Source organism: Neotabrizicola shimadae, from assembly GCF_019623905.1.
GTDB lineage: Bacteria > Pseudomonadota > Alphaproteobacteria > Rhodobacterales > Rhodobacteraceae > Neotabrizicola > Neotabrizicola shimadae.
Map to the genome: position 1 here is coordinate 3,101,882 of NZ_CP069370.1, position 25,885 is coordinate 3,127,766.

General features: G+C 67.3%; 25 protein-coding genes. 12 read left to right on the forward strand and 13 right to left on the reverse strand.

Annotation, left to right across the window (positions count from 1 at the left end):
- Positions 1-47 precede the first annotated feature (47 nt).
- From JO391_RS15135 to JO391_RS15155, 5 genes are all read right to left on the reverse strand, one after another.
- Positions 48-911: an SMP-30/gluconolactonase/LRE family protein gene (locus tag JO391_RS15135; protein ID WP_220661281.1), complete on the reverse strand. Its 864-nt coding sequence runs from the start codon at positions 909-911 to the stop codon at positions 48-50.
- 1 nt (position 912) lies between these two features.
- Positions 913-1,524, reverse strand: coding sequence for a 2-dehydro-3-deoxy-6-phosphogalactonate aldolase (locus tag JO391_RS15140; protein WP_220661282.1), 612 nt, complete (start codon positions 1,522-1,524; stop codon positions 913-915).
- Entirely contained in the window at positions 1,521-2,417 is an 897-nt protein-coding gene (locus JO391_RS15145; RefSeq protein ID WP_220661283.1) for a 2-dehydro-3-deoxygalactonokinase, read from the reverse strand. The genes JO391_RS15140 and JO391_RS15145 overlap by 4 nt, the downstream gene beginning before the upstream one ends.
- Positions 2,418-2,428: 11 nt before the next feature.
- Positions 2,429-3,199, reverse strand: coding sequence for an SDR family NAD(P)-dependent oxidoreductase (locus JO391_RS15150; RefSeq protein WP_220661284.1), 771 nt, complete (start codon positions 3,197-3,199; stop codon positions 2,429-2,431).
- A gap of 80 nt (positions 3,200-3,279) precedes the next feature.
- Positions 3,280-5,238 (reverse strand): lytic transglycosylase domain-containing protein, encoded by a 1,959-nt coding sequence (locus tag JO391_RS15155; RefSeq protein ID WP_220661285.1) that lies wholly within the window; start codon positions 5,236-5,238, stop codon positions 3,280-3,282.
- A 168-nt stretch (positions 5,239-5,406) separates the two neighbouring features.
- On the opposite strand from JO391_RS15155, the gene dapA reads away from it, so the two are divergent.
- The 3 genes from dapA to JO391_RS15170 all read left to right on the forward strand — a co-directional run bounded on the left by dapA (position 5,407) and on the right by JO391_RS15170 (position 7,971).
- The gene (gene dapA / locus JO391_RS15160; protein ID WP_220661286.1) at positions 5,407-6,279 is read left to right on the forward strand and encodes a 4-hydroxy-tetrahydrodipicolinate synthase; all 873 of its coding nucleotides are present in this window, start codon (positions 5,407-5,409) and stop codon (positions 6,277-6,279) included.
- On the forward strand, positions 6,276-7,157 hold the full coding sequence (locus tag JO391_RS15165; protein ID WP_259444908.1) for a DMT family transporter: 882 nt from the start codon (positions 6,276-6,278) through the stop codon (positions 7,155-7,157). Before dapA ends, JO391_RS15165 begins: the two co-directional genes overlap by 4 nt.
- Before the next feature lie 232 nt (positions 7,158-7,389).
- Positions 7,390-7,971 carry a Hint domain-containing protein gene (locus tag JO391_RS15170; RefSeq protein ID WP_220661288.1) on the forward strand — a complete coding sequence of 194 codons (582 nt, stop codon included), beginning with the start codon at positions 7,390-7,392 and terminating at the stop codon, positions 7,969-7,971.
- Positions 7,972-7,981: 10 nt separating this feature from the next.
- Here the strand turns inward: JO391_RS15170 and JO391_RS15175 are convergent, their stop codons facing one another.
- Positions 7,982-8,425, reverse strand: a complete 444-nt coding sequence (locus JO391_RS15175) for a potassium channel family protein (RefSeq protein ID WP_220661289.1) — start codon at positions 8,423-8,425, stop codon at positions 7,982-7,984.
- A 155-nt stretch (positions 8,426-8,580) separates the two neighbouring features.
- On the opposite strand from JO391_RS15175, the gene smpB reads away from it, so the two are divergent.
- From smpB to JO391_RS15195, 4 genes are all read left to right on the forward strand, one after another.
- A complete protein-coding gene (gene smpB, locus JO391_RS15180; RefSeq protein ID WP_220661290.1) occupies positions 8,581-9,054 on the forward strand; it encodes an SsrA-binding protein SmpB in 474 nt (157 codons plus the stop codon).
- A gap of 393 nt (positions 9,055-9,447) precedes the next feature.
- Complete coding sequence (locus JO391_RS15185; RefSeq protein WP_220661291.1) at positions 9,448-9,747, forward strand: hypothetical protein; 300 nt, start codon at positions 9,448-9,450, stop codon at positions 9,745-9,747.
- 119 nt (positions 9,748-9,866) lie between these two features.
- Complete coding sequence (sseA, locus tag JO391_RS15190; RefSeq protein ID WP_220661292.1) at positions 9,867-10,736, forward strand: 3-mercaptopyruvate sulfurtransferase; 870 nt, start codon at positions 9,867-9,869, stop codon at positions 10,734-10,736.
- Between the two features lie 50 nt (positions 10,737-10,786).
- Positions 10,787-11,965 carry an amino acid aminotransferase gene (locus tag JO391_RS15195; RefSeq protein WP_220661293.1) on the forward strand — a complete coding sequence of 393 codons (1,179 nt, stop codon included), beginning with the start codon at positions 10,787-10,789 and terminating at the stop codon, positions 11,963-11,965.
- Positions 11,966-11,971: 6 nt separating this feature from the next.
- On the opposite strand, the gene JO391_RS15200 is transcribed toward JO391_RS15195, so the two are convergent.
- From JO391_RS15200 to JO391_RS15230, 7 genes are all read right to left on the reverse strand, one after another.
- Entirely contained in the window at positions 11,972-12,736 is a 765-nt protein-coding gene (locus JO391_RS15200; RefSeq protein WP_259444719.1) for an SDR family NAD(P)-dependent oxidoreductase, read from the reverse strand.
- Between the two features lie 35 nt (positions 12,737-12,771).
- Positions 12,772-13,476, reverse strand: a complete 705-nt coding sequence (locus tag JO391_RS15205) for an ABC transporter ATP-binding protein (protein WP_220661295.1) — start codon at positions 13,474-13,476, stop codon at positions 12,772-12,774.
- Positions 13,473-14,192, reverse strand: a complete 720-nt coding sequence (locus JO391_RS15210) for an ABC transporter ATP-binding protein (protein ID WP_220661296.1) — start codon at positions 14,190-14,192, stop codon at positions 13,473-13,475. Before JO391_RS15210 ends, JO391_RS15205 begins: the two co-directional genes overlap by 4 nt.
- On the reverse strand, positions 14,189-15,184 hold the full coding sequence (locus JO391_RS15215) for a branched-chain amino acid ABC transporter permease (protein ID WP_220661297.1): 996 nt from the start codon (positions 15,182-15,184) through the stop codon (positions 14,189-14,191). The genes JO391_RS15210 and JO391_RS15215 overlap by 4 nt, the downstream gene beginning before the upstream one ends.
- A 1-nt stretch (position 15,185) precedes the next feature.
- Positions 15,186-16,142: a branched-chain amino acid ABC transporter permease gene (locus JO391_RS15220; RefSeq protein ID WP_220661298.1), complete on the reverse strand. Its 957-nt coding sequence runs from the start codon at positions 16,140-16,142 to the stop codon at positions 15,186-15,188.
- Positions 16,143-16,256: 114 nt separating this feature from the next.
- The gene (locus JO391_RS15225) at positions 16,257-17,510 is read right to left on the reverse strand and encodes an ABC transporter substrate-binding protein (protein ID WP_220661299.1); all 1,254 of its coding nucleotides are present in this window, start codon (positions 17,508-17,510) and stop codon (positions 16,257-16,259) included.
- A 93-nt stretch (positions 17,511-17,603) separates the two neighbouring features.
- Positions 17,604-19,217 carry a GMC family oxidoreductase gene (locus JO391_RS15230; protein WP_220661300.1) on the reverse strand — a complete coding sequence of 538 codons (1,614 nt, stop codon included), beginning with the start codon at positions 19,215-19,217 and terminating at the stop codon, positions 17,604-17,606.
- 221 nt (positions 19,218-19,438) lie between these two features.
- Between JO391_RS15230 and JO391_RS15235 the strand changes: the two genes are divergently transcribed.
- The 5 genes from JO391_RS15235 to JO391_RS15255 all read left to right on the forward strand — a co-directional run bounded on the left by JO391_RS15235 (position 19,439) and on the right by JO391_RS15255 (position 25,879).
- Positions 19,439-20,914, forward strand: a complete 1,476-nt coding sequence (locus JO391_RS15235) for an AfsR/SARP family transcriptional regulator (protein WP_220661301.1) — start codon at positions 19,439-19,441, stop codon at positions 20,912-20,914.
- A 55-nt stretch (positions 20,915-20,969) separates the two neighbouring features.
- The gene (locus tag JO391_RS15240) at positions 20,970-22,214 is read left to right on the forward strand and encodes a cytochrome P450 (RefSeq protein ID WP_220661302.1); all 1,245 of its coding nucleotides are present in this window, start codon (positions 20,970-20,972) and stop codon (positions 22,212-22,214) included.
- A 2-nt stretch (positions 22,215-22,216) separates the two neighbouring features.
- On the forward strand, positions 22,217-23,284 hold the full coding sequence (locus tag JO391_RS15245; RefSeq protein ID WP_220661303.1) for a PEP/pyruvate-binding domain-containing protein: 1,068 nt from the start codon (positions 22,217-22,219) through the stop codon (positions 23,282-23,284).
- A gap of 29 nt (positions 23,285-23,313) precedes the next feature.
- Positions 23,314-25,125, forward strand: a complete 1,812-nt coding sequence (locus tag JO391_RS15250) for a PEP-utilizing enzyme (RefSeq protein WP_220661304.1) — start codon at positions 23,314-23,316, stop codon at positions 25,123-25,125.
- A gap of 157 nt (positions 25,126-25,282) precedes the next feature.
- Positions 25,283-25,879, forward strand: a complete 597-nt coding sequence (locus JO391_RS15255; RefSeq protein WP_220661305.1) for an HD domain-containing protein — start codon at positions 25,283-25,285, stop codon at positions 25,877-25,879.
- Positions 25,880-25,885: the final 6 nt, after the last annotated feature.

Consider the following 25,885-nt stretch of genomic DNA (forward strand, 5'->3'; position numbering starts at 1 on the left):
AAGCCCTTGATTTTGCTGGATCGGCCAAGGCGTCCGAGCTCGGACGCCTACAGCCGGACCAGGGGCACCGGCTGCCCCTTCGCCACGCCCTCCGCCGCAAAGGTCATCCCCCCCTGCGGCCAGGACGGCCGCTCCGCCTCGCTCAGCCCGACCCGCGCCGAGGTGCAGAAAAGGGTCGTCAGGTCCGCCCCCCCGAAGGCCGGGCAGGTGGTATGGGGCGCCGGGAAGGGCACCGCCTTCAGGAACCGCCCGTCCGGCCCATAGGCCGCCACACGCGCCCCCTCCCAGAAGGCCAGCCACAGCACCCCTTCGGCATCCATCACCGCCCCGTCGGGCAGGAGCATCTCCTCGGTGAAGTCCAGGAACACCTCCGGCTCCCCCGCCGGCCAGCCGTCCGGGTCCAGCGCCACCCGCATGACCCGATGGCTCGGCGTATCGCTGAAGCAGGCCACCCGCCCGTCCGGCGAGAAGCTGATGGAATTGGTCACCCCGAACCCGGTGTAAAGCCGCCGCAGCTCCCCCTTGAAGAACCGGTAGATCGAGCCCCGCTTCGGTTCGTCCGGCCCCTCGACCTTGCCCATCGTCCCGATCCAGAACCCGCCCATCGGATCCGCCCGCCCATCGTTGGACCGCGTCGCGGGATCATCCGCCTCCAGCCCCACCACATCCCGCCGCGCCCCGGTCTCCAGGTTGAACCGGAACAGCGCGGTCTCCGAAGCGACCAAGAGCTCGTCCCGGTCGATCACGCCCGCGGCCGAGACCATCTCGGGGAACACCCACTCCCGCGCACCCTCTGCCCCGCGGCACATGAGCCGCCGGCCCAGGATGTCAAACCAGAACAACTGGCCCCGCAGCGGATGCCAGAACGGCCCCTCCCCCAGCTCGCAAACCCGGTCGTCGAACACGGTCATCTCAGGCCCCCTTCGCTTCTTCCCAGGCCGCCACCATCTCGGCCGCACGCCGGCCCACCTCGGCCGCATCCAGCCCCGGAACGTAAAGCGCGGTCCCGATGCCGAAGCCATCCGCACCGGCCTTCATCCAGGTGCCGAAGTTCGAGGCCCCCGCCCCGCCCACGGCATAGACCTGGCACCCCTTGGGCAGCACCGCCCGGATCGCCTTCAGCCCCTCGGGTCCGATCAGGCTCGCCGGAAAGATCTTCAGCCCGTCCGCCCCCGCCTTCAGCGCGACGAAGCACTCGGTCGGGGTCATTACCCCCGGCCAGCTGTCCAAGCCCCGCGCCTTGGTGGCCATGATCACCTCGGGGTCGCAGTTGGGCGACACGATCAGCCGCCCCCCCGCATCCGCCACTTCGGCCACGTCCTTCACCGTCAGCACCGTGCCCGCCCCGATCTGGGCATGGGCGCCGAACGCCCTGGACATGGCCGCGATCGAGGTCATCGGGTGGGGCGAGTTCAGCGGCACCTCGATGCGAGTGATGCCGGCGGAAATCAGAGCCTCGGCCACTGGCACGGCTTCATCAGGGGTGATGCCGCGCAGGATGGCGATAAGCGGGCGATGGGTCATGCAAGAAGCTCCCGTGCAAGGGCGGTCAGGCCCGCCAGCGTGCAGTCCGTGGCGGGCAGGATGCGGGCGGTGACGCCCTGGGCGGCAAGCGCACGGGCGTAAGCCGAGGACAGCCCCTCTGCCCCCACAAGCGCGACCGGCTGGCCCAGCCAGTAGGGCTTTGCCGCCGCAAGTTCGGCGCCGATCAGAAGGCCGGAGAGCCGCGACCGCGCCGCAAGGGGCGTGAGCCCGTGCAACAGGCCCTCTGCCCGCAGACGGAAGAGGCGGGCGGCAAGGTCGTTCGGCCGCGACAGGGCCTCGTCCACGCCTGCGTCGAAGGCCGCACCATCGAAGCCATCGGGCGCCATGCCATGCCGCAGCACTGACTGGGTGGACAGGAGGGCGAACAACTCGCCCGTCATGAAGGTCTCGAAGCTGACCACCTCGCCGGCGCTGACCTGTGTCCATTTGGCATGGGTGCCCGGCAGGCAGAGCACGCCGTCGAAGCCAGGGTTCAGCGCCAATGCGCCCGCGATCTGGGTCTCCTCGCCGCGCATCACGTCGGCGGGGCGGTCCTGGCTCAGGCCCGGCGCAATGTGAACGTGGATACGGGAATCTGATGTAGGCGCCGGCGTCATCTGCGCCGCCGATACCGGCGTGCAGGGCACAGCGCGGTAGGCCGCCTCGATCCAGCCCTGCCGGGCACCTACCATGCCGCAGGCGATGACCGGCGTAACGCGACCGTCTTCCAACCACGGCGAGACGAGGCGCAGCAGCGCGGGTTCGAAGCCGTCGCGCGACAGGGTGCCCATGCCTTCGTGGCTTTCGCCGTGGTCGATGACGCCAAGGGTGCCCATGGCCCAGGCGCGCAGGTTGGAAGTGCCCCAGTCAACCGCGATCCAGTCTGCCTTCACGTCGCTATCCTTTACCCTGTGACGACCACACCGCCGTCGATAACGAGGCACTGGCCTGTCATCATCCGGCTGGATCTCGAGGCGAGGAACAGCACGCCACCCACCATGTCCTCGGGGTCGATCGAATCCTTCAGGCACTGCATTTTCAGGTGGTTCGCCAGCGCCTCGGGCGTGACCCACATGTCTTTCTGCTTTTGCGTCAGCACCCATCCCGGGGCCAGCGCATTCACCCGGATGCGGTCGGGCCCGAATTCGCGCGCAAGGCTCCGGGTCATGCCGGTGATGGCGGCGTTCGAGGCGATGTAGGGAACATAGCCGGTATCGGCCATCATGTAGCTGATGGATGAGAAGTTGACGATCGACCCGCCGCCCGCGGCCTGCATCCCGGGAATGACGGCCTGCGCCGCGAAGAAATACGAACGCAGGTTCACATTCAGGGAGTCATTCCAGAAGGCTTCGTCGATGTCGAGCGTCCTGGCGCGCTGGTCATTCGCCGCGTTATTGACAAGCACGGTCACCGGACCATGCGCCTCGGCGGCGCGGGCGATGGCGGTTTTCAGCGCGGCGGTATCGGTGATGTCGCAGGGCTGGAAGAAGGGGCGGTTGCCCGTCCGCTCGGCCACTTCATCGCAGAAGGCCGAGGCATCGCGGCGCTGGATGAAGGCCACGCGGGCGCCCTGGGCGCAGAAGCCTTCGGTCAGCGCGGCGCCGATCCCCGAACCGCCGCCGGTGATGAACACCGAGGCGCCCTTGAGATCGGGATAGGTCGCCCCTCCCATCATCGCTTCCTCCCCTCGCGACAGGCCGACTGTGCGGTCGCGCGCATCCTTACGACATCCCCTGTCGGACGCAACCGTTTGCGCTAGCGCCCCGTCAGCTCTGCCGTCAGGGCGATGGGGCCGGCCTGACCCTTCAGCTTGGCGCGGTAGATCACCAGGCCCTCGGACACGCGCATCACATAGGTGCGGGTTTCGGTGAAGGGGATGGATTCGACCCAGTCGATCACATCGACCGATGGATCGCGCGGGTCGCCGAGCGACTTGATCCAGGCGCGCGGCCGACCCGGCCCGGCGTTGTAGCCCGAGGCCACCAGCGCCACTGCGGGGCCGAACTCTTCGACCAGTTGCGCAAGGTAGGCCGTTCCGAGCCTGGCGTTGTAGGTGGGGTCGGTGGTCAACTTCGCGGCCTGGAAGGGCAGCCCCAGCTTTTCGGCCATGTGACCGGCCGTGGTGGGCAATAGCTGCATCAGCCCCCGTGCATCGGCCGAGCTGCGGGCCGCCGGGTCGAACTCGCTTTCCCGGCGCGAGATTGCCAGGGCGAAGGCGCGGCTGACCGAAAGCCCGTCCTCGGGGACCATGGCAGGCACCGGGAAGTAGGGGCGCGGCAGGATGGCACCGCGTTCGGCGGCGGCTTTGGCGATGAGCAGGGCGATATGCGGCTCGCCCCGGTCCGTGGCCCAGGCGGCGAGCTGCTCCAGCTCGGTCTCGTCCAGGCTTTCGGCCAGATGCAGGGCAAAGCGCTTGGCGAGAGTCCGGTCGCCGGCATCGAGAAGCAGGTTGGCGGCGATGAACACCGAACTTTGCGTGAAGGCGGCCCCCTGCCAGGGCGGCAGCGGGGAGCCTTCCAGGATCCAGGGGTCCAGCGGGAGGCCGAGCCGTTCCGAGGCCAGAAGGCCGTAATAGCTGGTCTGGTGGCGGGCGGCAGCGCGGAAATCCTCGGCCGCCTTGTCCTTATTTCCAAGCGCCTCTTCGGCGCGGCCCTGCCAGTACAAAGCGCGTGACAGGCTGATCGGGGTGCTGACGGCGCGTTGCAGCGCCTCGAAATGCGGAAGGGCCGTGGCAGGGTCGTTCAGCTTGCGCAGCGCGATGAAGCCCGCAAGGAATTCGAGGTCGGCATAGTCGGCGCCGGAGGTCAGACCGTTGCGGGCGGCCACCTGGTAGGCTTCGGAAAGCTCGCCGTCCCGCATCAGCTGCCGGGCAAGGTTGGCGCGACGGGGCGCCCAGGCTTCGGGACGCCCCAAGCCATCGGGCATGGAGGACCGCTCCAGGATCAGCGCGGCGGCATCGGCGTAGCGGCTCTTGTTCATGCGCCACAGAAAGCGGTCGAAGGCCAGCCCGGCATCTGCCGCCAACGCCTTCGGCACCGCTTCGATGCGGGCATTCACGCCGGGTTCGTTGTCCTGCAGGGCAAGGCGCGCGGCAGCAAGCGCGCGGCGGTCATCTGGCAGCAGCGGCAACATGCGGCGGGCCTCGGCGCGGTCGCCGTCCCACATCAGGCGGTCGGTGCGCGCCCAGTGCAGATCTTGCAGGGCAGGACCCTGAGCGGCGAGCATCGACGCCTGTTCATCCGGCGTGAAGGACAGGTCCACCCAGGCCCGGCGCGCCGCCTCGCGCGCGGCGCCTTGCTGGCCAACCGCTGACAGGGCCGAGATATAGGCCAGGGCACCGGCAGCCGTTTCCGGCGCCGTGCCGTTGAAATAGGCGATGACCCGTTCGGGCGTAGTTGACCGGGCGACGGCAACCTCGCCCTTCTCCTTCAGCAGCGGCAGGCCGGGCCAGTCGGCGCGGCGCACCAGGAAATCCTCGTACTCGCCCAGAAGCCCCTCGCCCGCACGCAGGACCTGCCATTCCACGATGTCCTGCCCAACGGGGCCCGCCGCCATGGCCGCGGCTTCGGCCCCTTCCCAATCCTGCGAGGCGGTTTCGGACAGGGCTGCCTTCAGCGCCGCCGCTTCGTCGGCGCGCAGGCCCTGGGGCAGGGCAAGGAACGTCAGGGCCAGTGCCGCAAAGGAGCGGGAGATGCGTCGCAGGAACAGGGTCATGGGGCCGAGTCTGCCCGCGCGATTGCAGACCCGCAAGCCACGAAGCCGTCAACTGCCCCTGCCATCGGCGGGCCTTTGCAAAGCCCCCCTCTGCCGCTAAGGAAGCCCACGTTTGCCATGCGGACGACTCATCGCGGATGAGCCCGCCACACCAAAGGAGAGCGCACCATGTTCAAGGGGTCCATTCCAGCCCTGGTGACGCCGTTCAAGAACGGCGCCGTCGATTTCGACGCGCTGAAAAAACTGGTGGACTGGCACATCGCCGAAGGCTCGTCGGGCATTGTTCCCGTGGGCACCACGGGCGAAAGCCCGACGCTTTCCCACGAAGAGCATGAGGCCGTGGTGGAGGCCGTGGTTCAACATGCTGCCGGCCGAGTGCCGGTGATGGCGGGCGCGGGGTCGAACAACACCGCCGAGGGCATCCGGCTGATCCGCCATGCCGAAAAGGTCGGCGCGCAGGCGGCGCTGGTCGTGACGCCCTACTATAACAAGCCGACCCAGGCGGGCATGATCGCGCATTTCACCGCGCTGCATGACTGCTGCACCCTGCCGATCTTCATCTACAACATCCCCGGTCGGTCCGTGGTGGACATGACGCCCGAGACGATGGGCCAGCTTGCCAAATTGCCACGCATCGTCGGCGTTAAGGATGCCACCGGCAAGATCGAGCGCGTCTCGATGCAGCGCGCGTCCTGCGGCACGGACTTCGTCCAGCTTTCGGGCGAGGATGCCACGGCGCTTGGCTTCAACGCGCATGGCGGCGTGGGCTGCATCTCGGTCACCGCCAATGTGGCGCCGCGGCTCTGCGCCGAATTCCAGGAGGCGACGCTGGCGGGCGACTACGCCAAGGCGCTGGCGTATCAGGACCGGCTCATGCCGCTGCACGAGGCGATCTTCCTGGAGCCGGGCCTGGCCGGCGCGAAATATGGCCTGTCGCTTCTGGGCCGCTGCACCGAAGAGGTGCGCCTGCCGCTGGTCACGCTGACCGAGGGAACCAAGGCGCGCATCAAGGCGGCGATGGAATTCGCGGGGCTCATCTGAGCCTCGACCTTCCCCGCTACTCTGCCGCCGGCAACCTTCGCGGCGCGGGCTTCATGGTGGCCTCGATGGCGGGTTTCGCCGTCGAGGACATGTTTCTGAAGTCTGCGGCCCGTGAGATGCCGCTTGGCCTTGTCGTCATCGTGCTGGGTTTGACCGGCATGGCCTTCTTCTCGGTCTGGGCCATGCGCCGGAGAGAGCCGGTGTTTCCCGCCGCACTGGTTTCGCCGCCGCTGCTGGTGCGGTCGGGGTTCGAGATATCCGGACGGCTGTTCTACGCCCTGGCCGTGGCGCTCACGCCCCTGTCGGTGGCCTCGGCCATCCTTCAAGCCACGCCGCTTGTGGTGATGCTTGGGGCCTCGGTCCTATTTCACGAACGCATCGGATGGCGGCGCTGGCTGGCGGTCGCCACCGGCTTTGCCGGTGTGCTGGTGATCCTGCGGCCGGGTCTGTCGGGGTTTGACCTTCTGTCGCTGCTTGCCGTGGCCGCCATGCTCGGCTTCTCCGGGCGCGATCTGGCCACGCGCGCCGCGCCGCCTGCATTGTCCAATGCCCAGTTGGGGGTTCTCGGGTATCTGATGTTCACCATTGCCGGTGCCATCATCCTGGCGGTGTCGGGCGACGTGGCGATGCCAAGCGCGCACGCCCTTTCACGGGCGCTGGCGGCAGCCGTCTTCGGCATCGCCGGCTATGCGTTCCTGACGGCCGCCATGCGCACGGGCGAGGTCGGCGCGGTCACGCCGTTCCGCTATACCCGCCTTGTCTTCGCCATGATCCTTGGCGCCCTGGCCTTCGGAGAGCGGCCCGACGCGGCAATGCTGGTCGGTTCCGCCCTTGTGGTGGGATCCGGCCTTTTCATCCTGACGCGGCCCCGCCGCTGATTCGGCGCCGCTTGACGCAACCTATTGGTCCAGAAGGGTAACGTCCTTAACACGTCGTGAAGCGCATTGCGCTGCCGAGACAATTCCCATCACGGCTCGGGACTGTTCGATCCAGCCTCGCCCCGCCGCGACCGGGCCGCAACCTTGACGAAAAAACGGCGAAATCCGGGTGCCAATTGGGCGCAAGGCCAAAGCGGCCGGCCCCATCGCCACACCAGACCCGGAGAGCCACATGTTCCTCAAGGATTTCACCCGCACCGTTCCTGCACATCCCGTGCTTGCCGCCCGCAATCCTCGGCCCGAGACCGGCCTTCTGGCCGGCACGCGGATCGAGACAGAGACCGGCTGGCGTGAAGTCTCCACCCTGCGCATCGGCGACCGGGTCCAGTCCTGGGATGGCGGCCTTGTGCGGATCGTCGCGCTGGATCGCCACCCGCTTGCGGCCGGGACTTGCGCCTTGCGTCTGGCGGGCGGCCTTCTCGGCACGTGCGACGACTTGCTTCTTCTGCCCGGCCAGCACCTGTTGATCGAGACCCTCGACGACCCGGCCCTGCCCGATGCGCTGGCGGTCCTTGTGCCGGCCTCGGCCCTTTGCGGGCGTCCCGGCGTGACAGAGATTGACCTGCCTTGCTCCGAGGCGGTCGTCCCGGTCTTTGCCGAAGAAGAGGCGATCTGGTGCCAGACCGGCACCCTGGCGCACTGCCCCGGCCTTGCCGACAATGCGGCGACACTGCCCGGCGAAGGCTTCTTCCCGCGGCTTTCCCCCATGGCCGCCCGCGCCTTCCTGGACCGCCGCCTGCGCCTCGCAGCCTAAGCCGCGGGGCTCAGGTCCGCGGCGCCTGCGCGCTGCCATGGGCAAAGCGGACATGGCGCAGCGTTTCGATCATCAGCGCGGTGACGATGCCGAATGAAAGGAAGCCGTTGGCCGCCGTCATGCCAGACAGGATGCGCCATTGGTCCGGCAGCACGATGTCGCCGAGGCCGAGGGTCGAATAGCAGACAAGCGCGAAGTAGAGGCTATGCTCGAAGTCAGGCAGGGCGCCGACCCACCAGAAGGTCAGCGCCCAAAGCCAGACACCAACGGTCACGATCAGTTGCGCGAGAAGCGAGACCCCCGCCATGGCGAACACGAAATGCGGCCGGCGCCGGTTCGGCACAAGGAGGCGGGCGTAGCGCGCGATGAACAGTTCCAGTCCCCAGGCCGCGTAGGCCGAGATCACGATATTCACGCAGATCAGGACCGTGCCGATGGCAAGCTGCGTCACCATTCGGGAAGGTCCCCGCAGTTGTGCTGCCCGTCGCCGCGTGCGTCCCTATCGAGGATCCGATTTGGGCGCGGGGTTGTAGTCGTGAGCATCGTCGCCGCCTTTCGCGGGCGCCGGTTCTGGACAGCGGGCGCCCCCTCGCCTATCTCGTTCGGATCATGGCCCAGAAGTCCGACCCCAACTCCAAGCTGATCGCCGAAAACCGCCGGGCGAGGTTCGATTACCACATCGAATCCGATCTGGAAGCGGGCATTGTGCTGCAGGGGTCCGAGGTGAAGAGCCTGCGGCAGGGCGGGGCCAACATCGGCGAGAGCTATGCCAGCGTCGAGGGGGGCGAGCTTTGGCTGATCAACGGCTACATCGCGCCCTACCTGCAGGCCAAGACCTGGGGGCATGAGGAGCGCCGCCGCCGCAAGCTGCTGGTCAGCCGCAAGGAGCTGGCCCGGCTGTGGTCGGCCACCGCGCGGGAGGGCATGACCATCGTGCCCCTGCGGCTCTACTTCAACGACCGGGGGGTCGTGAAGCTGAAGCTGGGGGTGGCCAAGGGCAAGAAGCTGGCCGACAAGCGCGAGACCTCGGCCAAGCGGGACTGGGACCGGCAGAAGGCCCGGCTTCTGAAGCAGGGCGCCTGAGGGGGGCGTCCGAGCTCGGACGCTTGCCTGGACCCTGCAATATCAATGGCTTATCTCAACGGATTAACTTGGACTTAAGATTTGTCCGGGGATCAGCCTCGTTGAACGGACCGCCAAGGTGCGCAATGAATGCGCACCCTACCTGTCGATTTCCGGCCATTCGCCAGTCGCGGGAGAAGTCGGTGGTCAGCCTTGCAACGACGGCAAGGCGACGCCCTCATACCGAATGTCTTGTGCGAGCGGCGCGGCGAGGTTTCATGAGCCATTGCAGAAAAGGGCGAACTGCCATCAGTCATTGTTTCTGTTTCGCAAATTCGTTTCGCAATTCTGCAAATTTCGTGCATGATTATCTTGCGGACAAGAAACGATCCGCTTGAGGCGAGGGGAAGCAGAATGGAACTTATCATCCAGCTTATCGCGGGAGCCATCGGCGGCAATGCCGCCGGGGCCGTGCTCAAGGACAAGAGCCTTGGCACGCTTGGCAATTCGTTGGCCGGCATTGTTGGCGGCGGAATTGGCGGGCAAATTCTTGCGGCACTGCTTGGCGGCGGCGCAATGCCGGCCGATGCGGCGGCGGCGGCATCGGGCCTTGATGTCGGCGCCATCGTGCAGTCGCTTGCCGGCGGCGGGGTCGGCGGCGCGGTTGTCATGGTGATCGTCGGCGTGCTGAAAGGCATGATGAAGAAGGCCTGATCGACACGGGATCGAAATACCGCGCAGGCCCCCGGCAAACGAGGGGCCTGCGACCTGCTCCGACCTTGCCCGGCCCGCCGCCCCGATATAGGACGGGCCAGACCTGACGGAGCCTTGCCATGACTCCCTCCCCTGCCGACGACCCCACCACGCTGGTCTCGACCGACTGGCTGGCGCGCCACTTGCGCGACCCGGACCTGCGCATCCTGGATGCGTCCTGGTATCTCCCCACCCAGAACCGGGATGCGAAGGCCGAATATGACCGGGCGCATATTCCCGGTGCCCGCTTCTTCGACATCGACGAGATTTCCGACCAGCGCTCGGCCCTGCCGCATATGGCGCCGCCGGTTGAAAAGTTCATGTCCCGGATGCGGGCGATGGGCGTGGGCGACGGGCATCAGGTGGTGGTCTATGACGGCGCCGGCATCTTCTCGGCCCCGCGCGTGTGGTGGACCTTCCGGCTGATGGGCAAGACCGACATCGCGGTTCTGGATGGCGGATTGCCGAAATGGCTGGCCGAAGGCCGCGAGACCGAGGATCTGCCCCCTGTGATCCGCGACCGGCACATGACCGTGCAGCGGCAGGCGGGGCTGGTGAAGGATGTGACGCAGGTGGCCCATGCCGCCAAGCTGAAACAGGCCGAAATCATCGACGCCCGCGGCGCCGCGCGTTTCCGTGGCGAGGCGCCGGAGCCACGGCCCGGCCTGCGGTCGGGCCATATCCCCGGATCGAAGAACGTGCCCTACACCGATGTGCTGAACGCCGACGGGACGATGAAATCGCCGGCGGCGCTGAAGGCCGTGTTCGAGGCGGCGGGAGTGGATCTGGCGAAACCTGCCATCACCTCTTGCGGGTCGGGCGTGACGGCCGCCGTGCTGGCACTGGCGCTGGAACGGATCGGCCACCGCAACTGGTCGCTCTATGACGGCTCCTGGGCCGAATGGGGCATGTATGAGGACCTGAAGGTCGAGAAGGGCCCGCAGGCTTAAGCCTGCATGTCCATGACGCAGGCGGTCGCCTGCAACACGGAGTTTCTGGAATGCTTGATGCCTTGAAGCCGCAGCCGCAGGACAAGATCCTGCAACTGATTGCCATGTACCGCGACGACCCGCGGACGCAGAAGATCGACCTTGGCGTCGGCGTCTACAAGGATGCGACCGGCCTGACGCCGGTGATGCGCGCGGTGAAGGCGGCCGAGAAGAAGCTGTGGGAGGACGAGACCACCAAGACCTACACGGCGCTGGCCGGCGACCCCGCCTTCAGCGCCGCGATGGTGGGGATGATCCTGGGTGAGGGCTTTGCCGACCGCGCCGCAGCGGTGGCCACGCCCGGCGGCACCGGGGCGATCCGGCAGGCGCTGGAACTGATCAAGCTGGCCGCGCCGGGCGCAACGGTCTGGATTTCGGCGCCGACCTGGCCGAACCACCCGTCGATCATCAAGTATCTTGGCATGGCGATGGCCGAGTACCGCTATTTCGACGAAGCCACGCGGGGCGTGGATTTCGCGGGGCTGATGGCGGATCTGGCAAAGGTGAAGGCGGGCGATGCCGTGCTGCTGCATGGCTGCTGCCACAACCCGACCGGCGCCAACCTGACGCTGGACCAATGGGCCGAGGTGGTGAAGCTGCTGGCCGACAAGGGAGCGGTGCCGTTGGTGGACCTGGCCTATCAGGGCTTTGGCGACGGGCTGGACGAAGACGCCGCCGCCACCCGCCTGATTGCCGGGGCCTTCCCGGAGGTGCTGATCGCCGCGTCGTGCAGCAAGAACTTCGGCATCTACCGCGAACGCACGGGCATCCTGATCGCGCTGACCTCGCCCGAGCGCAAGGCGGTGGTGCAGGGCAACCTGAACTTCCTGAACCGGCAGAACTATTCCTTCCCGCCCGACCACGGCGCGCGGCTGGTGACGATGATCCTGGGCGATGCGGCGCTGGCGGCCGACTGGAAGGCAGAACTGGAAGAGGTGCGCCAGAACATGCTGGGCCTGCGCCAGCAGCTGGCCGACGAGTTCCGCCGCGCCACCAATTCGGACCGCTATGATTTCGTGGCGACGCACCGCGGCATGTTCAGCCGCCTGGGGCTGAGCGAGGCGCAGGTGAACCGGCTTCGGGACGAACACGGCATCTACATGGTGGGCGACAGCCGCATCAACATTGCCGGGCTGAACGCGAAGACGGTGCCGATCCTTGCCGCCGCCATCGCCGCGGTCGGCGGCTGAGGCGGATCAGACGCTCATTCCGCCATCGACCGGCAGCACGGCGCCGGTGGTGAAGGTTGACAGGTCCGAGGCCAGGTAGAGCACGGTGCGCGCGATTTCCTCGGGCGTGCCGTGGCGTCCCATCGGGATGATCTCGTCGAAGAACGCGGTCCCGTCGCGGCCGAGGATGCCGGTCAGGTCCTCCTCGACGCGCTTCTGGAAGGCATTGCCGATGGGGCCGGGGTTCACCGTGTTGACCCGGATGCCGCGCGGGGCAAGCTCTTTGGCCAGCACGCGCATCAGCCCGGTCTGGGCGTGCTTGGCGGTGATGTAGCCATAGACCCCCGGATCGCCGCGCAGGCCGGCGACGGAAGAGGTGATGACGATGCTGGCGCCGGGCTGCAGGTGGGGCACGGCGTGTTTCGCCGCCAGGAAGGCGCCGCGCACATGGACGGCCAGCACGGCATCGAAGGTCTCGGTCGGGTAGTCCTCGATCGGGGCGACGGTGCCGAAGTTGCCGGCGTTCGAGAACAGGACATCCAGCCGGCCGAAGCGGGCGAGCGTTGCCGCGACATAGGCTTTCGTCGAGGACTCGTCGGCCACGTCGGCGGCATGGGTCATCAGGTCGGGGGCCGGCCCGCCCATGGCGGCGAGGGCCGCGTCAAGTGCTGCGGGATCGCGGTCCACCAGGGCGATGCGCGCGCCGTGGTCGCGCAGGAGCCGCGCCGAGGCGAGGCCGATGCTGCCTGCCCCGCCGGTGATGAGAGCGACCTTTCCTTCAAGCCCGAACACCCGATCCTCCATTGTTCTGCCGTTCTTGGCCCGCCCTAGACCCCGAAGTAGGCGCCGTGCAGCAGGGCCTTGTCGGCGGCCAGACGCGCCGCCTCGCCGCTGTAGCGCAGCCTGCCGCCGCGCAGCACCACGGCGGTTTCGGCGATGCCCAGGGCAAGGTCGGTGAACTGCTCGATCAGCAGGATGCCGGTGCCCTTGGCCTTGAGTTCGGCCACGACGCCGAGGAGGCGCTTGACGATCAGGGGGGCGAGGCCAAGCGACATCTCGTCGATCAGGAGGTAGCGCGGGCGGCTCATCAGGGCCTGGGCGAGTGCCACCATCTGCTGCTGGCCGCCCGACAAGGTGCCGGCGGCCTGGGCCTTGCGTTCGGCGAGTTCGGGGAAGATGGCATAGGCCTGGGCCAGGCGGCCGGCGAGATCGTCCTTCAGGAGCGATCCGGCGGCGCGGAGGTTGTCGTCCACGGAGAGCGCGGTCAGGACGCGGTGGCCTTCGGGCACGGCCGCCATGCCGGCGCGGCGGATGGCTTCGGGGCCGGTGCCGTCGATGCGGCGGCCGTCCAGCGTGATCTGGCCGGCGGACAGGGGCAGGACGCCCGCCATGGCCAGCACCAGTTCCGACTTGCCCGCGCCGTTGGCGCCGATCACCGCCGTGACCTCGCCGGGGCGGATGGTCAGGTCGATGCCCGACAGGAGCGCGCGGTTGCCTTGCGTGACGGTGAGGCCGGTGACTTCGACGCTCATGCCTCCACCTCCGCGGTGCCCAGGTAGGCGGCCTTGACCTTCGGGTCGGCCAGCACTTCGGCGGTGGGGCCGAAGGCGATGCGGCGGCCGAAATCCAGCACCAGTGTTTCGGCGCAGATGCGGGCGATCAGTTCGACATCGTGGTCGATGACCAGCGTTTGTGTCCCGGTGAGGCCGTGGATTGACAGGATCAACTCGCCCAGGCGTTCGGTTTCCGCCACCGAAAGCCCGCCCGCCGGTTCGTCGAACATGATGAGCTTTGGCGCGCCGACGAGGCAGCGCGCCACGTCCGTCAACCGGCGTTCGAAGCCCGAAAGCCGGGCGCCGGGGGTGTCGGCCTGCCGTTCCAGCCCGACGACGGCCAGCATCCGCCGCACCTCGTCGCGCTTGGCCGACCAGGTGCCGCCGATGCTGTCGATCTGGACCAGCACGTTTTCGAAGACGGTCAGGTCGTCGGCGATCTGTTCCTTCTGGAAGGACCGGCGCAGGCCTGCCTTCGAGCGGCGGTGCGGTGCCAGGGCCAGGAGATCGGTGCCATCCATGAGCACCCGCCCGCCCGAGCGGCTCACGAAGCCCGAGACCACGTTCATCAGGGTGGTCTTGCCCGCGCCATTCGGGCCGATGATTCCCGCCACCGGGGTAGTGAAGCGCGCCGAGATCGCGTTCAGCGCGACGACGCCGCCGAAACGGACGGTGACATCCTGCACTTCGATCATGGCTTGCCTCCCCGGATGCGGGCCGAAAGGCCGCGGGCCGCGCCCATGATCTGCCCGGCGATGCCGTCGGGCGCGGTGATGATGGCGTGCAAGAGGCCCGCGCCGAAGATGATGAAAGCGAGGTCTGTGTCCACGCCCCAGTCGGCCAGAAGCGCGGGCAGGATGCGGAACAGGAAGGCCGCGATCACCGCCCCCAGCCAGTATTGCGCGCCCCCCACCACGGCCAGCGCAAAGAGCATGATGGATTCCGATGACCGGAAGGTGCCGTCATCCAGAAGGCCAAGGCTGCCGGCGAGAAGCCCCCCCGCGCCACCGGCCAGAAGGCCCGCGATGCCAAAGGCCCATGTCTTGTAGAGCGTGACGTTGACGCCAGAGGCCATAGCCGCCGCCTCGGACCGGCGGATCAGCGCCCAGGCACGGCCGGGGAACATCCGCCGGTGCGCCTCGATGAACAGAAAGCCGAGGGTCACCATGACAATGACATAGCGCAGATAGGCTTCCGGCGTCTGGGCCAGCGCCGGGCCGCGGAACGGATCGAAGGAGCCGATCTTCACGCCCCAGAAGCCTTCGCCCCCGTTGGGGAACTGGTAGGTGGCGAAGATGATCTCCAGCCCGCCCGCCGCCATCAGCGTGACGAGTGCAAGGTAAAGCCCGCGCATCCGCAGCGCCGGCAGGGCGAGCAGCCAGCCGAAGACCATGGTGGCGAGGCTGGCGAGGATCAGGTTCGCCTCGAAGGGCAGTGGCAGCAGGTAGTTGAGCCGGAGCGTGACCCAGCCCCCGATGCCCATGAGGCCAACCTGGGTGAGGCTGACCATGCCAAGCCGGGCATACATGAAGGCGACGCCCGAGGCGGCCATGGCAAAGCAGGCGGCCGAGGTGAAGGCCGAGGTCCAGTAGGACCCGCCGAGGGAAGGCAGGAACAGGAAGCACAGGGCCGCGAAGATCAGCCCGGCCAGACCCGAAGGCGTGGGGCGAAGAAGGTCGCGCAGCATGTCAGTCGCGCCCCCCGAAGGTCAGCCGCGCACCGCGCTGGTACCAGAGCAGCACAAGGGCGGCGAGCACGAATGGCGCGATGGGCCGGGCGCCCTTGAGCGTGGGCGAGAGGGTGAGCAGGCTTTCGATCACGCCCATCGACAGGCCCCCGATCAGCACGAGGGCCAGGTTTTCCAGCCGCCCGGCCAGGGCAGCGGCAATAGAGGGGATGACCATGAAGGTGATGATCACGGGCTCCAGCCGGATCAGGTTGGCAAACATGAGCCCGGTGAAGCCCGCCAGCAGGCCGGCAATGCCCCAGGCGATGGTTTCGACCTTGAGGATGGGGATACCCAGAAGCGCGGACAGGTCGCGGTCATTCGCTACGGCGCGCATTTGCAGGCCCACCTGGGTGCGGCCAAGGAACAGCCAGATGCCAAGTGCGATGAGGAGCGTGGCGGCGAAGGCCAGGAGCCTTGTGCCGGTGACCTTGAGCCCCATCAGCGTGACCGAAGCGGAATCGGTGGGCAGGGTCAGCGAGCGGGGATCGTCGATCCAGATCCAGGAGACGAGGCCCAGGATGATGAGCGCGAAGCCAAGGGTCGCCACGGCCTTCACCACCGTCTCGCGCCAGGCCAGCATCGGGGCGATGATCCGGCCATAGGCCAGCGTCAGGATCAGCGCGACGGCGATGCAGGCGAGCCAGGCGGCCGGGGCCGGCACGCCCCATTCCACCAGTTGCCACGAGGTCATGGCGCCGGCTGCGCCCGCGGCACCCGCCGAGAAGTTCAGCACGCCCGAGGCGCGGAACAGCACCACCATGCCGATGCCGCCAAGTGCGTAGAGCGAGCCGATGGCAAGGCCGGAGGCGAGGAACATGCCGGTGATCTTGAACGGCTTGTCGAGGCCGAGCCACAGGAAGACGACCGCGACGAGCACGGGAAAGAAGAGCCAGTTCAGCAGGCTGGTTCGGCCCATCGGGCAAGGGTCCTCTGGAGCGGCGGTGCGCCGGGGGCAAGGGGAGGCCCCGGCGCATTGCCGGGGCGGGTCTTGGGGCATGGCGCCCCGGCGCGGGGCCGGGGCAACCGGGGATCAGCGCAGGCCCATTTCCTTTTCCAGCGCGATGATCTTGTCGAAGTAGGGGCTGTCGTATTCGTAGCACTCGCGCACCACTTCGAAGCCGCCCGCCACGATCTTGACCATGTAGCCGGCGTGGTTCGGCATGTGGAAATCGGCGTCGCCCACATAGTAGGGGCCGCACATCAGATCGGACGTGTAGCCCTTGATGCCCCGGATCGCCTCGGTCACCTTGGCGCGGTCGGAGAGGTCGGCCGGGTCCATTTCCAGCATCGCCTTGGTGAAGAACTGCGCCGACAGGTAGCCTGCCTGGCCGAAGGTGTCGCGCGGATCGTCGGGCTTGCCATAGGCCTCCAGCACAGCCACCCAGTTCTGCGCATCCGGGCCGTTCTGGTTCAGCGGCGCCAGCTCGGCGTTCACATAGATCTTGCCGTGCCAGTATTCGCCCACGGCATCGGGGACGGAGAGGTCATAAAGCGGGGTGGGCGCGATCCAGACATACTGGTCGCGCAGGTCCTGTTCCTGGGCGGCCTTCAGCACGGCGAGCGCCAGGCCCGCGGGCAGGTTCATCAGGATGGTGTCAGCGCCCGAAGCCACCGCTTCCAGCAGGGCAGAGTTCACGTCGGGCGCGCCGGGGTTCAACAGCGCCATGGACCCGTCACCGCCCTTCGACTTCATGTAGTCGATGACCGCCTGGCAGGACCAGATGCCGTTGTTGGGGATGTTCAGGCCGATGCAGGCGACGTTCTTGGACCCCAGTTCTTCCTGCGCGTACTGCGCGGCACCCAGGTTCGAGGGCAGCGGGCCCTGGTTGGTGGACACGAGGTTCGGGGTTTCGAAACATTCCGAGATGGCGCAGGCCGAAGCCATCGCCATGATGCCCTGATCGACATAGGTCTTGGCGTTGACCGCCATCTCGATGAAGGACCCGTTGCCGACAAGCGCCACCGCCTTGTCGTCGTTCACCAGCTTGGCCGCGGCCTGGGCGGCGGCTTCGGGGTTCCATTGGTCGTCCTGCACGCGGTAGTCCACCGGGCGGCCGTTGATGCCGCCGTTGGCGTTGACGCAGGCGAAGTATGCGGCGGCCGAGTCGGTCGAGGACGACCAGTCGCCCGGCGCGCCGTTCGAGAAGATGCCGCCCACGACGATCGGCTCGCCGGTGGCCGGTTGTCCGGTGTTCATGCCGCAGTTGGGCGCGGCCGAGGCGGCGCCAGCCATGCCGGTCAGCGCCAGCGCGATCAGCGCCAGGGCTCCCTTTCCAAGTCTCATTTCATCCTCCTCCATTGGTCGTCTGTTGTTCGGGTGGTCGCCCGTTTTCTGGTCTTTTTGCCGGGTCCGGCCTTGGCCTGGGCCGGTCAGGTGTCAGGCCGACAATCGGTCGGCCAGGATCATGTCTGCTCCCTTCTCGGCGATCATGATTGCGGGGGCGTTGGTGTTGCCGCTGACGATGGTGGGCATGATCGAGGCGTCGACGACCCGCAGACCGGAAATGCCATGGACGCGCAGCCGTTCGTCCACCACCGCCGCCGGGCCGCGGCCCATCGCGCAGGTTCCGACCGGATGATACACGGTGCGCGCGTTCTGCTGGATGAACCCTTTCAGCCCCTCGTCCGACTGCACGTCGTCGCCGGGGATGATCTCGCTCAGCCCGTGCCGGGCCATCGGCTCTTCGCGCAGGATCGCGCGGGCGAGGCGGACGCCTTTGACAAGCCGCGCCAAGTCGGCCTCGGCGGTCAGGAGGCCAAGGTCGATCACCGGGCGCCCGGTTGCCGAACTGCGCGTGACGCTGCCCCGGCTTTCGGGGCGCAGCACGCAGGTGTGCAGGCTGACGCCGTGGCCGTATTCGACCATGCGGCCGCGATGGCTTTTCCGGCCGGGGATGATGTGGAACTGGAGGTCCGGGCGCGGCTCGCCGGGGGAGGAGCGGACGAAGCCGCCAGCCTCGACCATGTTCGACGAGAGCATGCCGCCGTTGCCGAAGATCCATTTCAGCCCGTCCGCCGCCAGCCGCGGCAGGGCGCCGACCGAGATGCCATAGGGTGTGCGCGACCGCGACTTGCAGATCACCATCACGTCGACATGGTCCTGCAGGTTCTGCCCCACGCCCGGCAGGTCGGCGACGACGGTGCCGCCGAAACCGCGGATCTGCGCGGCCGGGCCGATGCCGGACCGCAGCAGGATGTCTGGCGAGCCGATGGCGCCGGCGGACAGGACCACCTCGCGCCGGGCCGTGAGCCGCTGTTCTGTGCCGTCCTTTCGGCGCAGGGTTACGCCCGTGGCGCGGCCTGTAGCCATGTCGACGCGGATCACCTCGGCTTCGGTCAGGATGTGCAGGTTGCCGCGACGGATGACAGGGGCGAGGAAGGCGCGGGCGGTGGAGTGGCGCTTGCCGTCCTTCTGCGTCACCTGGTAGATGCCCACCCCTTCGGGTTCGGGCGCATTGAAGTCGGCGCAGGGTCGGATCTGAAGCCGGCCTGCGGCTTCCATGAAATCCAGGTCCACCGGGTTCGGGTTGCGCAGATCGCTTACCGCCAGCGGGCCGTCGCTGCCGTGGAAGGCCGCATCCAGGCCGGCGTTGCGGTTTGCCTCGGACCGGCGGAAGTAGGGCAGGACCGAGTCATAGTCCCAGCCGGTGCAGCCGGCCTCGGCCCAGGCGTCATAGTCGGCGCGGTGGCCGCGGATATAGACCATGCCGTTGATCGCGGAACTGCCGCCAAGCACCTTGCCGCGCGGCACCGAGACGGTGCGGCCGTTCAGCCCGGCCTGCGGTGCGGTCGAGAACAGCCAGTTGTGCCGGGCATCCTTTGTCAGCCACATCACGCCCAGGGGGATGCCGATGAAGGGGCTGCCATCCCTTGGCCCGGCTTCGACAAGGCAGATGCGCAGCGCGGGATCGGCGCTCAACCTGTTCGCAAGCACGGCCCCGGCAGAGCCGCCGCCCACGATCACAAAGTCGAACTCGCCGCCTTCGCTCATTCGCGCTCTTGTCCTGTTGCGGGGCCGCGCGGACAGGACGGCCTGCGGCGACAGACCGCGGCCTTCCGGCATGTGCCGGGGTTGCCAATACGCGCTTTCCTCCCAACCCGCTTTGCGGGCTCCTCAGAATCACGTTAGCGCGGGCGTCTTTGGTTTTTCTTTGGAATTTCGCCCCTCCGGTGCATACCTGTTCGAAAGAGGTAAGCGCGGGCCTGCTGACCATGAAATCGACCGATCCCGTCAATGCAGCGATCCTGTACGACCCGCAGGATGCGGCCTTCCTGATGGCCGCACTGAAGGCTGTGGGCTGGGACAAGGCGGCCTGTCTGGTCACCGACCGGCCGGACCTGTTGCCGGGCGTGAAACCGTCCCGGCGGGTCCGGTTTGACGAGGTGGCGCTGGACGGCTCGCCCGTCGATCCGGAAGAGGCGCTTGCCCGGATGCGCGGCCGGTTGCCGCCCGAAGGCCCCGTTCTGGTGGACATGGGCTGGCTGGTGGAGACCATTCAGGGCACCACGGGGCTGTGGGCCTGGGGCAACGTGGCCGACCGGCTGGCCGGCCTGCTTGGCCGGCCGGTCCTGTCGCTTTACGACCGGACACTGACCATCGAGGAACAGCTTCAGGCCGCGTTTCACGCGCATCGCCAGTTCCTGGCGCCAAGCGGCTTGCATGCCAATCCCTATTGGCTGCCTGCCGAACTGGCCGAAGGCGGCGCCCTGGATGACCGGCTGTCGTTCATGCTGGCCCGGCTGGTGCCCGACTACGCCAGCCTGCGCCGGGACAACCGGGAAGGCCAGATGTTCGCCCGAGGCGCCACGCCGTCGTGGCTTTCACCTGCGCCGCCTTTGGTCGGGGCGCAGGGCGGCGGGCCACGCTGGCACATTCATTGCCTGGGGCGTCTGCGCGTGTTGATCGGCAACCGCCCGGTGGAATGGGCGATGCCCGGCGCCGCGCCCAAGAAGACGCGGACGTTGTTCGCCTATCTTCTGCAAAGCGGCGACAAGGGCGCCCATGCCGACCAGATCGGCGAGTTGCTTTGGCCCGAGGCCGGCACCGAGGACCAGAAGCGCGCGCGACTTCACCATACCGTCGCCATGCTGCGCCGCGCGCTTGGCGATGCGCAGGCGGTGATCCGGTCGGGCGAATACTATCGGCTGAACCCGCCGCCCGGCAGCTGGATCGACATCGACAGTTTCGAACAGCTGTGCCGCCGCGGCCTGTCTCTGTTCAAGCGCGGCCATGACGAAGCGGCGCTGCGAATCTATGGCGCGGCCGTGCGGCTGTATGGCGGCGACCTGTTCGAGGATCTGCCGCTGGAATATGTGGGATCCGAGACGGACGACTGGTGCATGCCGCGCCGCATCTGGCTGCGCGAGATGGCCCTGAAACTGCGGTACGATTTCGCCAAGGTCTGCATGAGATCGGGTCTGATGCGCGAGGCGTTGGAGCATTGCCAGGCGGCTCTGGCCATCGACCCGACAAGCGAAGGCGCGAATGCCGAGGCGATGAAGATCTTTGTCGCCCAGGGCCGGCTGGACGCCATGCACCGCCAGCATCGCCAGTACCGCGCGGCCGTGGCCGCGATGGGCGCTGAAGAAAGCTACGAGATTCAAAGGCTTTACCGCGAGTTGTCGCAATCGGCCGCGGTATCGGCCAAGGCCGCCAAAGAAAAACCAAAGACAGTGGGCTTACCGTGATTCTCGAACCGTCAGCCAAGGCCCGGCCAATGGTTCACCGAGGGAGGACATCGCCATGAAGGACCTGGACGGCCACCGGCCGTCGGACGGGTATGATCCGTTCGACCTGAACAAACCTCACGCCCGCTGGAAGGAATTCCGCGAGGACGAGCCGATCTTCTTTCACGAACCGACCGGCTACTGGGTGGTGTCGCGCTATGACGACATCAAGGCGATCTTCGATGACTGGAAGACCTTCTCGTCGGAAAACGCGCAAAAGCCGATGCGGCCGATGTGCGAGGCAGGCCGCAAGGTTCTGACCGATGGCGGCTTCACCGCCTATTCCGGCCTGACTGCCCGCGTGCCGCCCGACCACACCCGCATCCGCAAGGTGGCGCAGTCCTGCTTTGGCCCCCGCCGGTTCAAGTCGATCGAGCCGCAGATCGAGGCCATCGTGAAGCGCCACCTTGACGCTCTGGAAGATGCCGGCCGCGATGGCGGCCCGGTGAACTTCTGGGAGGTGGTGGCCTATCCGGTGCCGGCCTATGTGCTGTTCACCCTGATGGGCATTCCCGACGAGGACGTGCCGAAGATCAAGCAGTATGGCGCCTCGCGCGGAAAGATGACCTGGTCGGACCTGTCGGATGAGGAACAGATCCCCGTCGCGCATGACATGGTCGCCTACTGGAAATACATCCACGACCTTCTGGACATGCGCCGCGCCAATCCCGGCGACGACTTCCCGTCCGACCTGCTGCGGTTGCAGGCCGAGGGCGCCGAGATCGCCGACGAGGAAATCGCCGGGGTCCTTTATTCCACGCTGTTCGCCGGGCATGAGACGACCTCGACCTTCATGGGCAATTATGTGCTGGCCATGATGGACAACCGCGACGCCTGGGAGGCGATCCGGGCCGATGCCAGCCTGATCCCGAACGCGGTCGAGGAAATGCTGCGTTACATGCCCTCGGTCGTGGGCTGGCGGCGCAAGGCGCGCACCGCCTGCACTGTGGGCGGGGTGGACCTGCCGGCGGGGGCCGAGATCCTGATGATCACCGGCGGTGCCAACCGGGACGAGAGCCATTTCCCCGAGGGCGAAAAGCTGGACATCCTGCGCGACAACGCTCGTACGCATCTGAGCTTTGGCTATGGCATCCACTATTGCCTGGGGTTCCAGCTGGCGAAGATGGAAGCCTCGATCCTGCTGCGGCAACTTGCAGAACGCTTCCCGAGCCTGCGCCTCGCCCCCGGCTTCGTGCCGGAATACCATCGCAACATCACCTTCCGGGTGCCGAAATCCGTTCTGGTAGAGTGGGACCGCTGACCATGGCCGACGGACTTTACACCCTGGATTTCTCGACCATCGGCACGGCCGATCACGCCCGCGTCGGCGGCAAATGCGCCTCGCTTGGCCAGATGACCCAGGCCGGTGTCGCGGTACCGCCGGGCTTTGCGGTGACGACCGATGCCTATCAGGCCATGCTGGACGACCACGGGTTGAAGGCCGAGATCGAGCGGCACCTGTCCGGCGTCGATCCCTATGACATCGACTCGGTCGACCGCGCGGCGCAGGCGATCCGTATCCGCATCCGCAGCCACAAGTTGCCGGCGGCGGTGGAACAGGCGATCCGTGCGGCCTATGCCGCGATGGGGCCGGACATGCCGGTGGCGGTGCGTTCCTCGGCCACGGCCGAGGACATGCCGGACGCAAGCTTTGCCGGCCAGCAGGACACCTATCTTTGGGTGCGCGGCGCCGACCAGGTGGTCGAGAAGGTACGCGATTGCTGGGCCTCGCTGTACACCACCCGCGCGGTTGCCTACCGCGAGAAGAACCGCATCCCGCATATCGACGTGCTGATGAGCGTGGGCGTGCAGAAGATGGTCAACGCCCGCGCCGCCGGAGTGGCGATGTCCATCGACCCGGTGAATGGCGACCGCACCAAGATCGTGATCGACGCCAGCTGGGGCCTGGGCGAGATGGTGGTGTCGGGCGTGGTGACGCCTGACAACTTCACCGTGGAGAAGGTGCTGGAGGAGATCGTCGCCCGAAAGATCAGCGACAAGCATGTCGAGCTGGTGGGCGACCCCGACCTGGGTGCTGCTGTCGAGCGTGAGGTCGACGAGGCCCGCCGTCACGCGCAGTGCCTGTCGGATGCCGAGGTTCTGGCCGTGGCCCGCCTTGCCAAGCGGCTGGAACGGCAGAACAAATGCCCGCAGGACGTGGAATGGGCGATCGACGCCGACCTGCCGGAGGGGGAAAACCTGCTGGCCCTGCAATCGCGGCCCGAGACGATCTGGAGCCAGAAGAAGAAATCCGACGCGCCCAAGACCTATGCCACGGGTATTATGGGCATCGTGGGCACATTGAACGCCGCCCTGCCCGTGCGCAGGTAACAAGACCATTCCTGGGGAGGAAGAAACCAATGGATGCGAAGACGCCGCTCTTCCCGAGCGCCTTTGACGTGAAACCGCCGAAGGGGGCCGAGGACTGGCAGAGCCTCTATCCCTATTACACGCAGTTCCAGCCAAGTCGCCGGGCCGAGGACGACCAGAAATTCTGGTTCTGCAACTCGCAGCACTGGCCGACGCCCCTGCGCCCCTTCGATGTGATCTTCCTGGATTTCGCGATCAAGTGCCTGGGGCAATATAACAGCCGCCACCTTCTGGTGCCGCCCGCGAATGGCATCGACTACCGCATTCTCAACGGCTTCGTCTATTTCTCGCCCGTCGCCGTGGCGCCGCAGGACATCGAGGCGCGCATCCCGCACTTCCTGGACCGTGCCGGCCATTACTACGGCAACTGGAACGAACTGCTGGCCAACTGGAAGAAGAAGGTCCGCGCGGCGACGGCCGAGCTTGACGCGCTGTCGTTCAAGACCTTGCCGGATGTGGTGCCGCTGGACTGGGTCAAGGGCGGCGTCGGTCTCGACAACACCAACGCCATCTTCGAGGCCTATGACAAGGCGATCGAGCTTTCCTACAAGATCTGGCAGTACCACTTCGAATTCCTGAACCTCGGTTACGCCGCCTATCTGGACTTCTTCGGCTTCGTGAAGTCGCAGTTTCCGACCATCCCCGACCAGGCCATCGCCAAGATGGTGCAGGGCGTGGATTCCGAGCTGTTCCGACCCGATGACGAGATCAAGAAACTGGCCCGTCTGGCAGTGGAACTGGGCGTCGATGGCGCGCTGATGACCGGATCGGTCGAAGAGGCGCTGGCCGCTGTGGGCAAGCTGCCGGGCGGCGCGAAATGGCTGGCCGCCTGGAAAGAGGCGCAGGATCCCTGGTTCAACTTCACCAGCGGAAACGGCTTCTATTCGACGGACAAGTACTGGATCGACCACCTCGACATCCCGATGGGGTACCTGCGCGACTACATCCCGCGCGCCAAGGCCGGCGAGCGGATCGAGCGGCCGACGGAACGCCTGTTGGCCGAGCGCGACCGCATCACCGAAGAATACCGCGAGATGATGGATGAAGAGGCGCAGGCCGTGTTCGACGGCAAGCTGGGCCTGTCGCGCACCGTGTTCCCCTATGTGGAGGACCACAACTTCTATATCGAGCACTGGGCGCTTGGCGTGTTCTGGCGCAAGATGCGCGAGTTGTCCAAGATGCTGTCCGAGGCCGGCTTCTGGCCGGACGAGGACGGGATGTTCTACCTGTCGCGCAACGAAGTGCGCGACGTGCTGTGGGACTATGCCGCCGCCTGGGCCATCGGCACGCCAAACGTGGGTTCCGCCGTCTGGCCGGCAGAGGTGGCGCGCCGCCGCAAGCTGGTGGCGGCGCTGGCCAGCGAACCGCCGATCCCCGCACTGAACAACCCTCCTGAGGTCATCACCGAGCCCTTCACCATCATGCTCTGGGGCATCACCTCGGAAGCCATCGACCGCTGGACCGGCAGCGCCGACGACTCGGGCGGGCTGAAGGGCATGGCGGCGGCCCCCGGCGCGGTGGAAGGCATCGCCCGCGTGTTGCGCTCGCCCGACCAGTTGGGCGAGTTGAAGAAGGGCGAGATCCTGGTTACCCCCGTCACCGCGCCCTCCTGGGCGCCGGTCTTCGGCAAGATCGCGGCTGCTGTCACCGACATCGGTGGCATGATGAGCCATGCCGCCATCGTCTGCCGCGAGTACGGCTTGCCCGCCGTCACCGGCACGGGCACGGCCAGCGCCAAGATCAAGACCGGCATGCGCATCCGCGTGGACGGCAACACCGGCACGGTGACGATCCTCGACTGAGGCCCGTTCCGTGCGCCTCCCTCCCCCTTGCGGGGAGGGATGGGGAGGGGGGCATGTCCAGCCTCCCGCCAAGCCCCCCTCCCCCTGCCCCTCCCCGCGAGGGGGAGGGGAGCCGCCCCGGACAACCGGCACACGCAGCCAGACCCGAGACAGGACCATGACGATCGACCTTACGCGCTATGACCCGGTCTGGCGCGCTGCCGAGCCCTACATGCGCGCGCGCAAGAACGACGTGCACATCCCCCTGTCCTTCGGCTGGGCGGTGAAACTGGTCGAGCAGTACCCCGCCGCCGACCCGGATGTCTGCCTGCTGGCGATCCTGCTGCATGACATCGGTTGGTATTCCATCGACATGGAGCGGATCGTGGCCGAAGGCTTCCGCGGCGAAAACGTGCTGCAGAACGATGTGCGGTACCTGCACGAGACCGAGGGCGTGCGGCTGGCCATCCCCGTCTTGCGCGAGACCGGCTGGAGCGACGAGGTCATCGCCCAGGTCTGCGAGATCATCGACGGCCACGACACAAGGCCCGATCCGCGCCACCTGAACGACCGCATCGTGCGGGATGCCGACAAGCTGTGGCGCTATTCCGTCACCGGCACCTCCGTGGGCTGCGACTGGTTCGGCGAGACGCCGCACCAGAACTGGCTGCGCAACCAGCGCATCCTGCCCAGGTTCGAAACCGAGGCCGGTCGCGCGATGGCCGAGGCCGAACAGGCCGCCACCGCCCGCGCGCTGCGGCTGGACGTGCTGTAGGAGGCG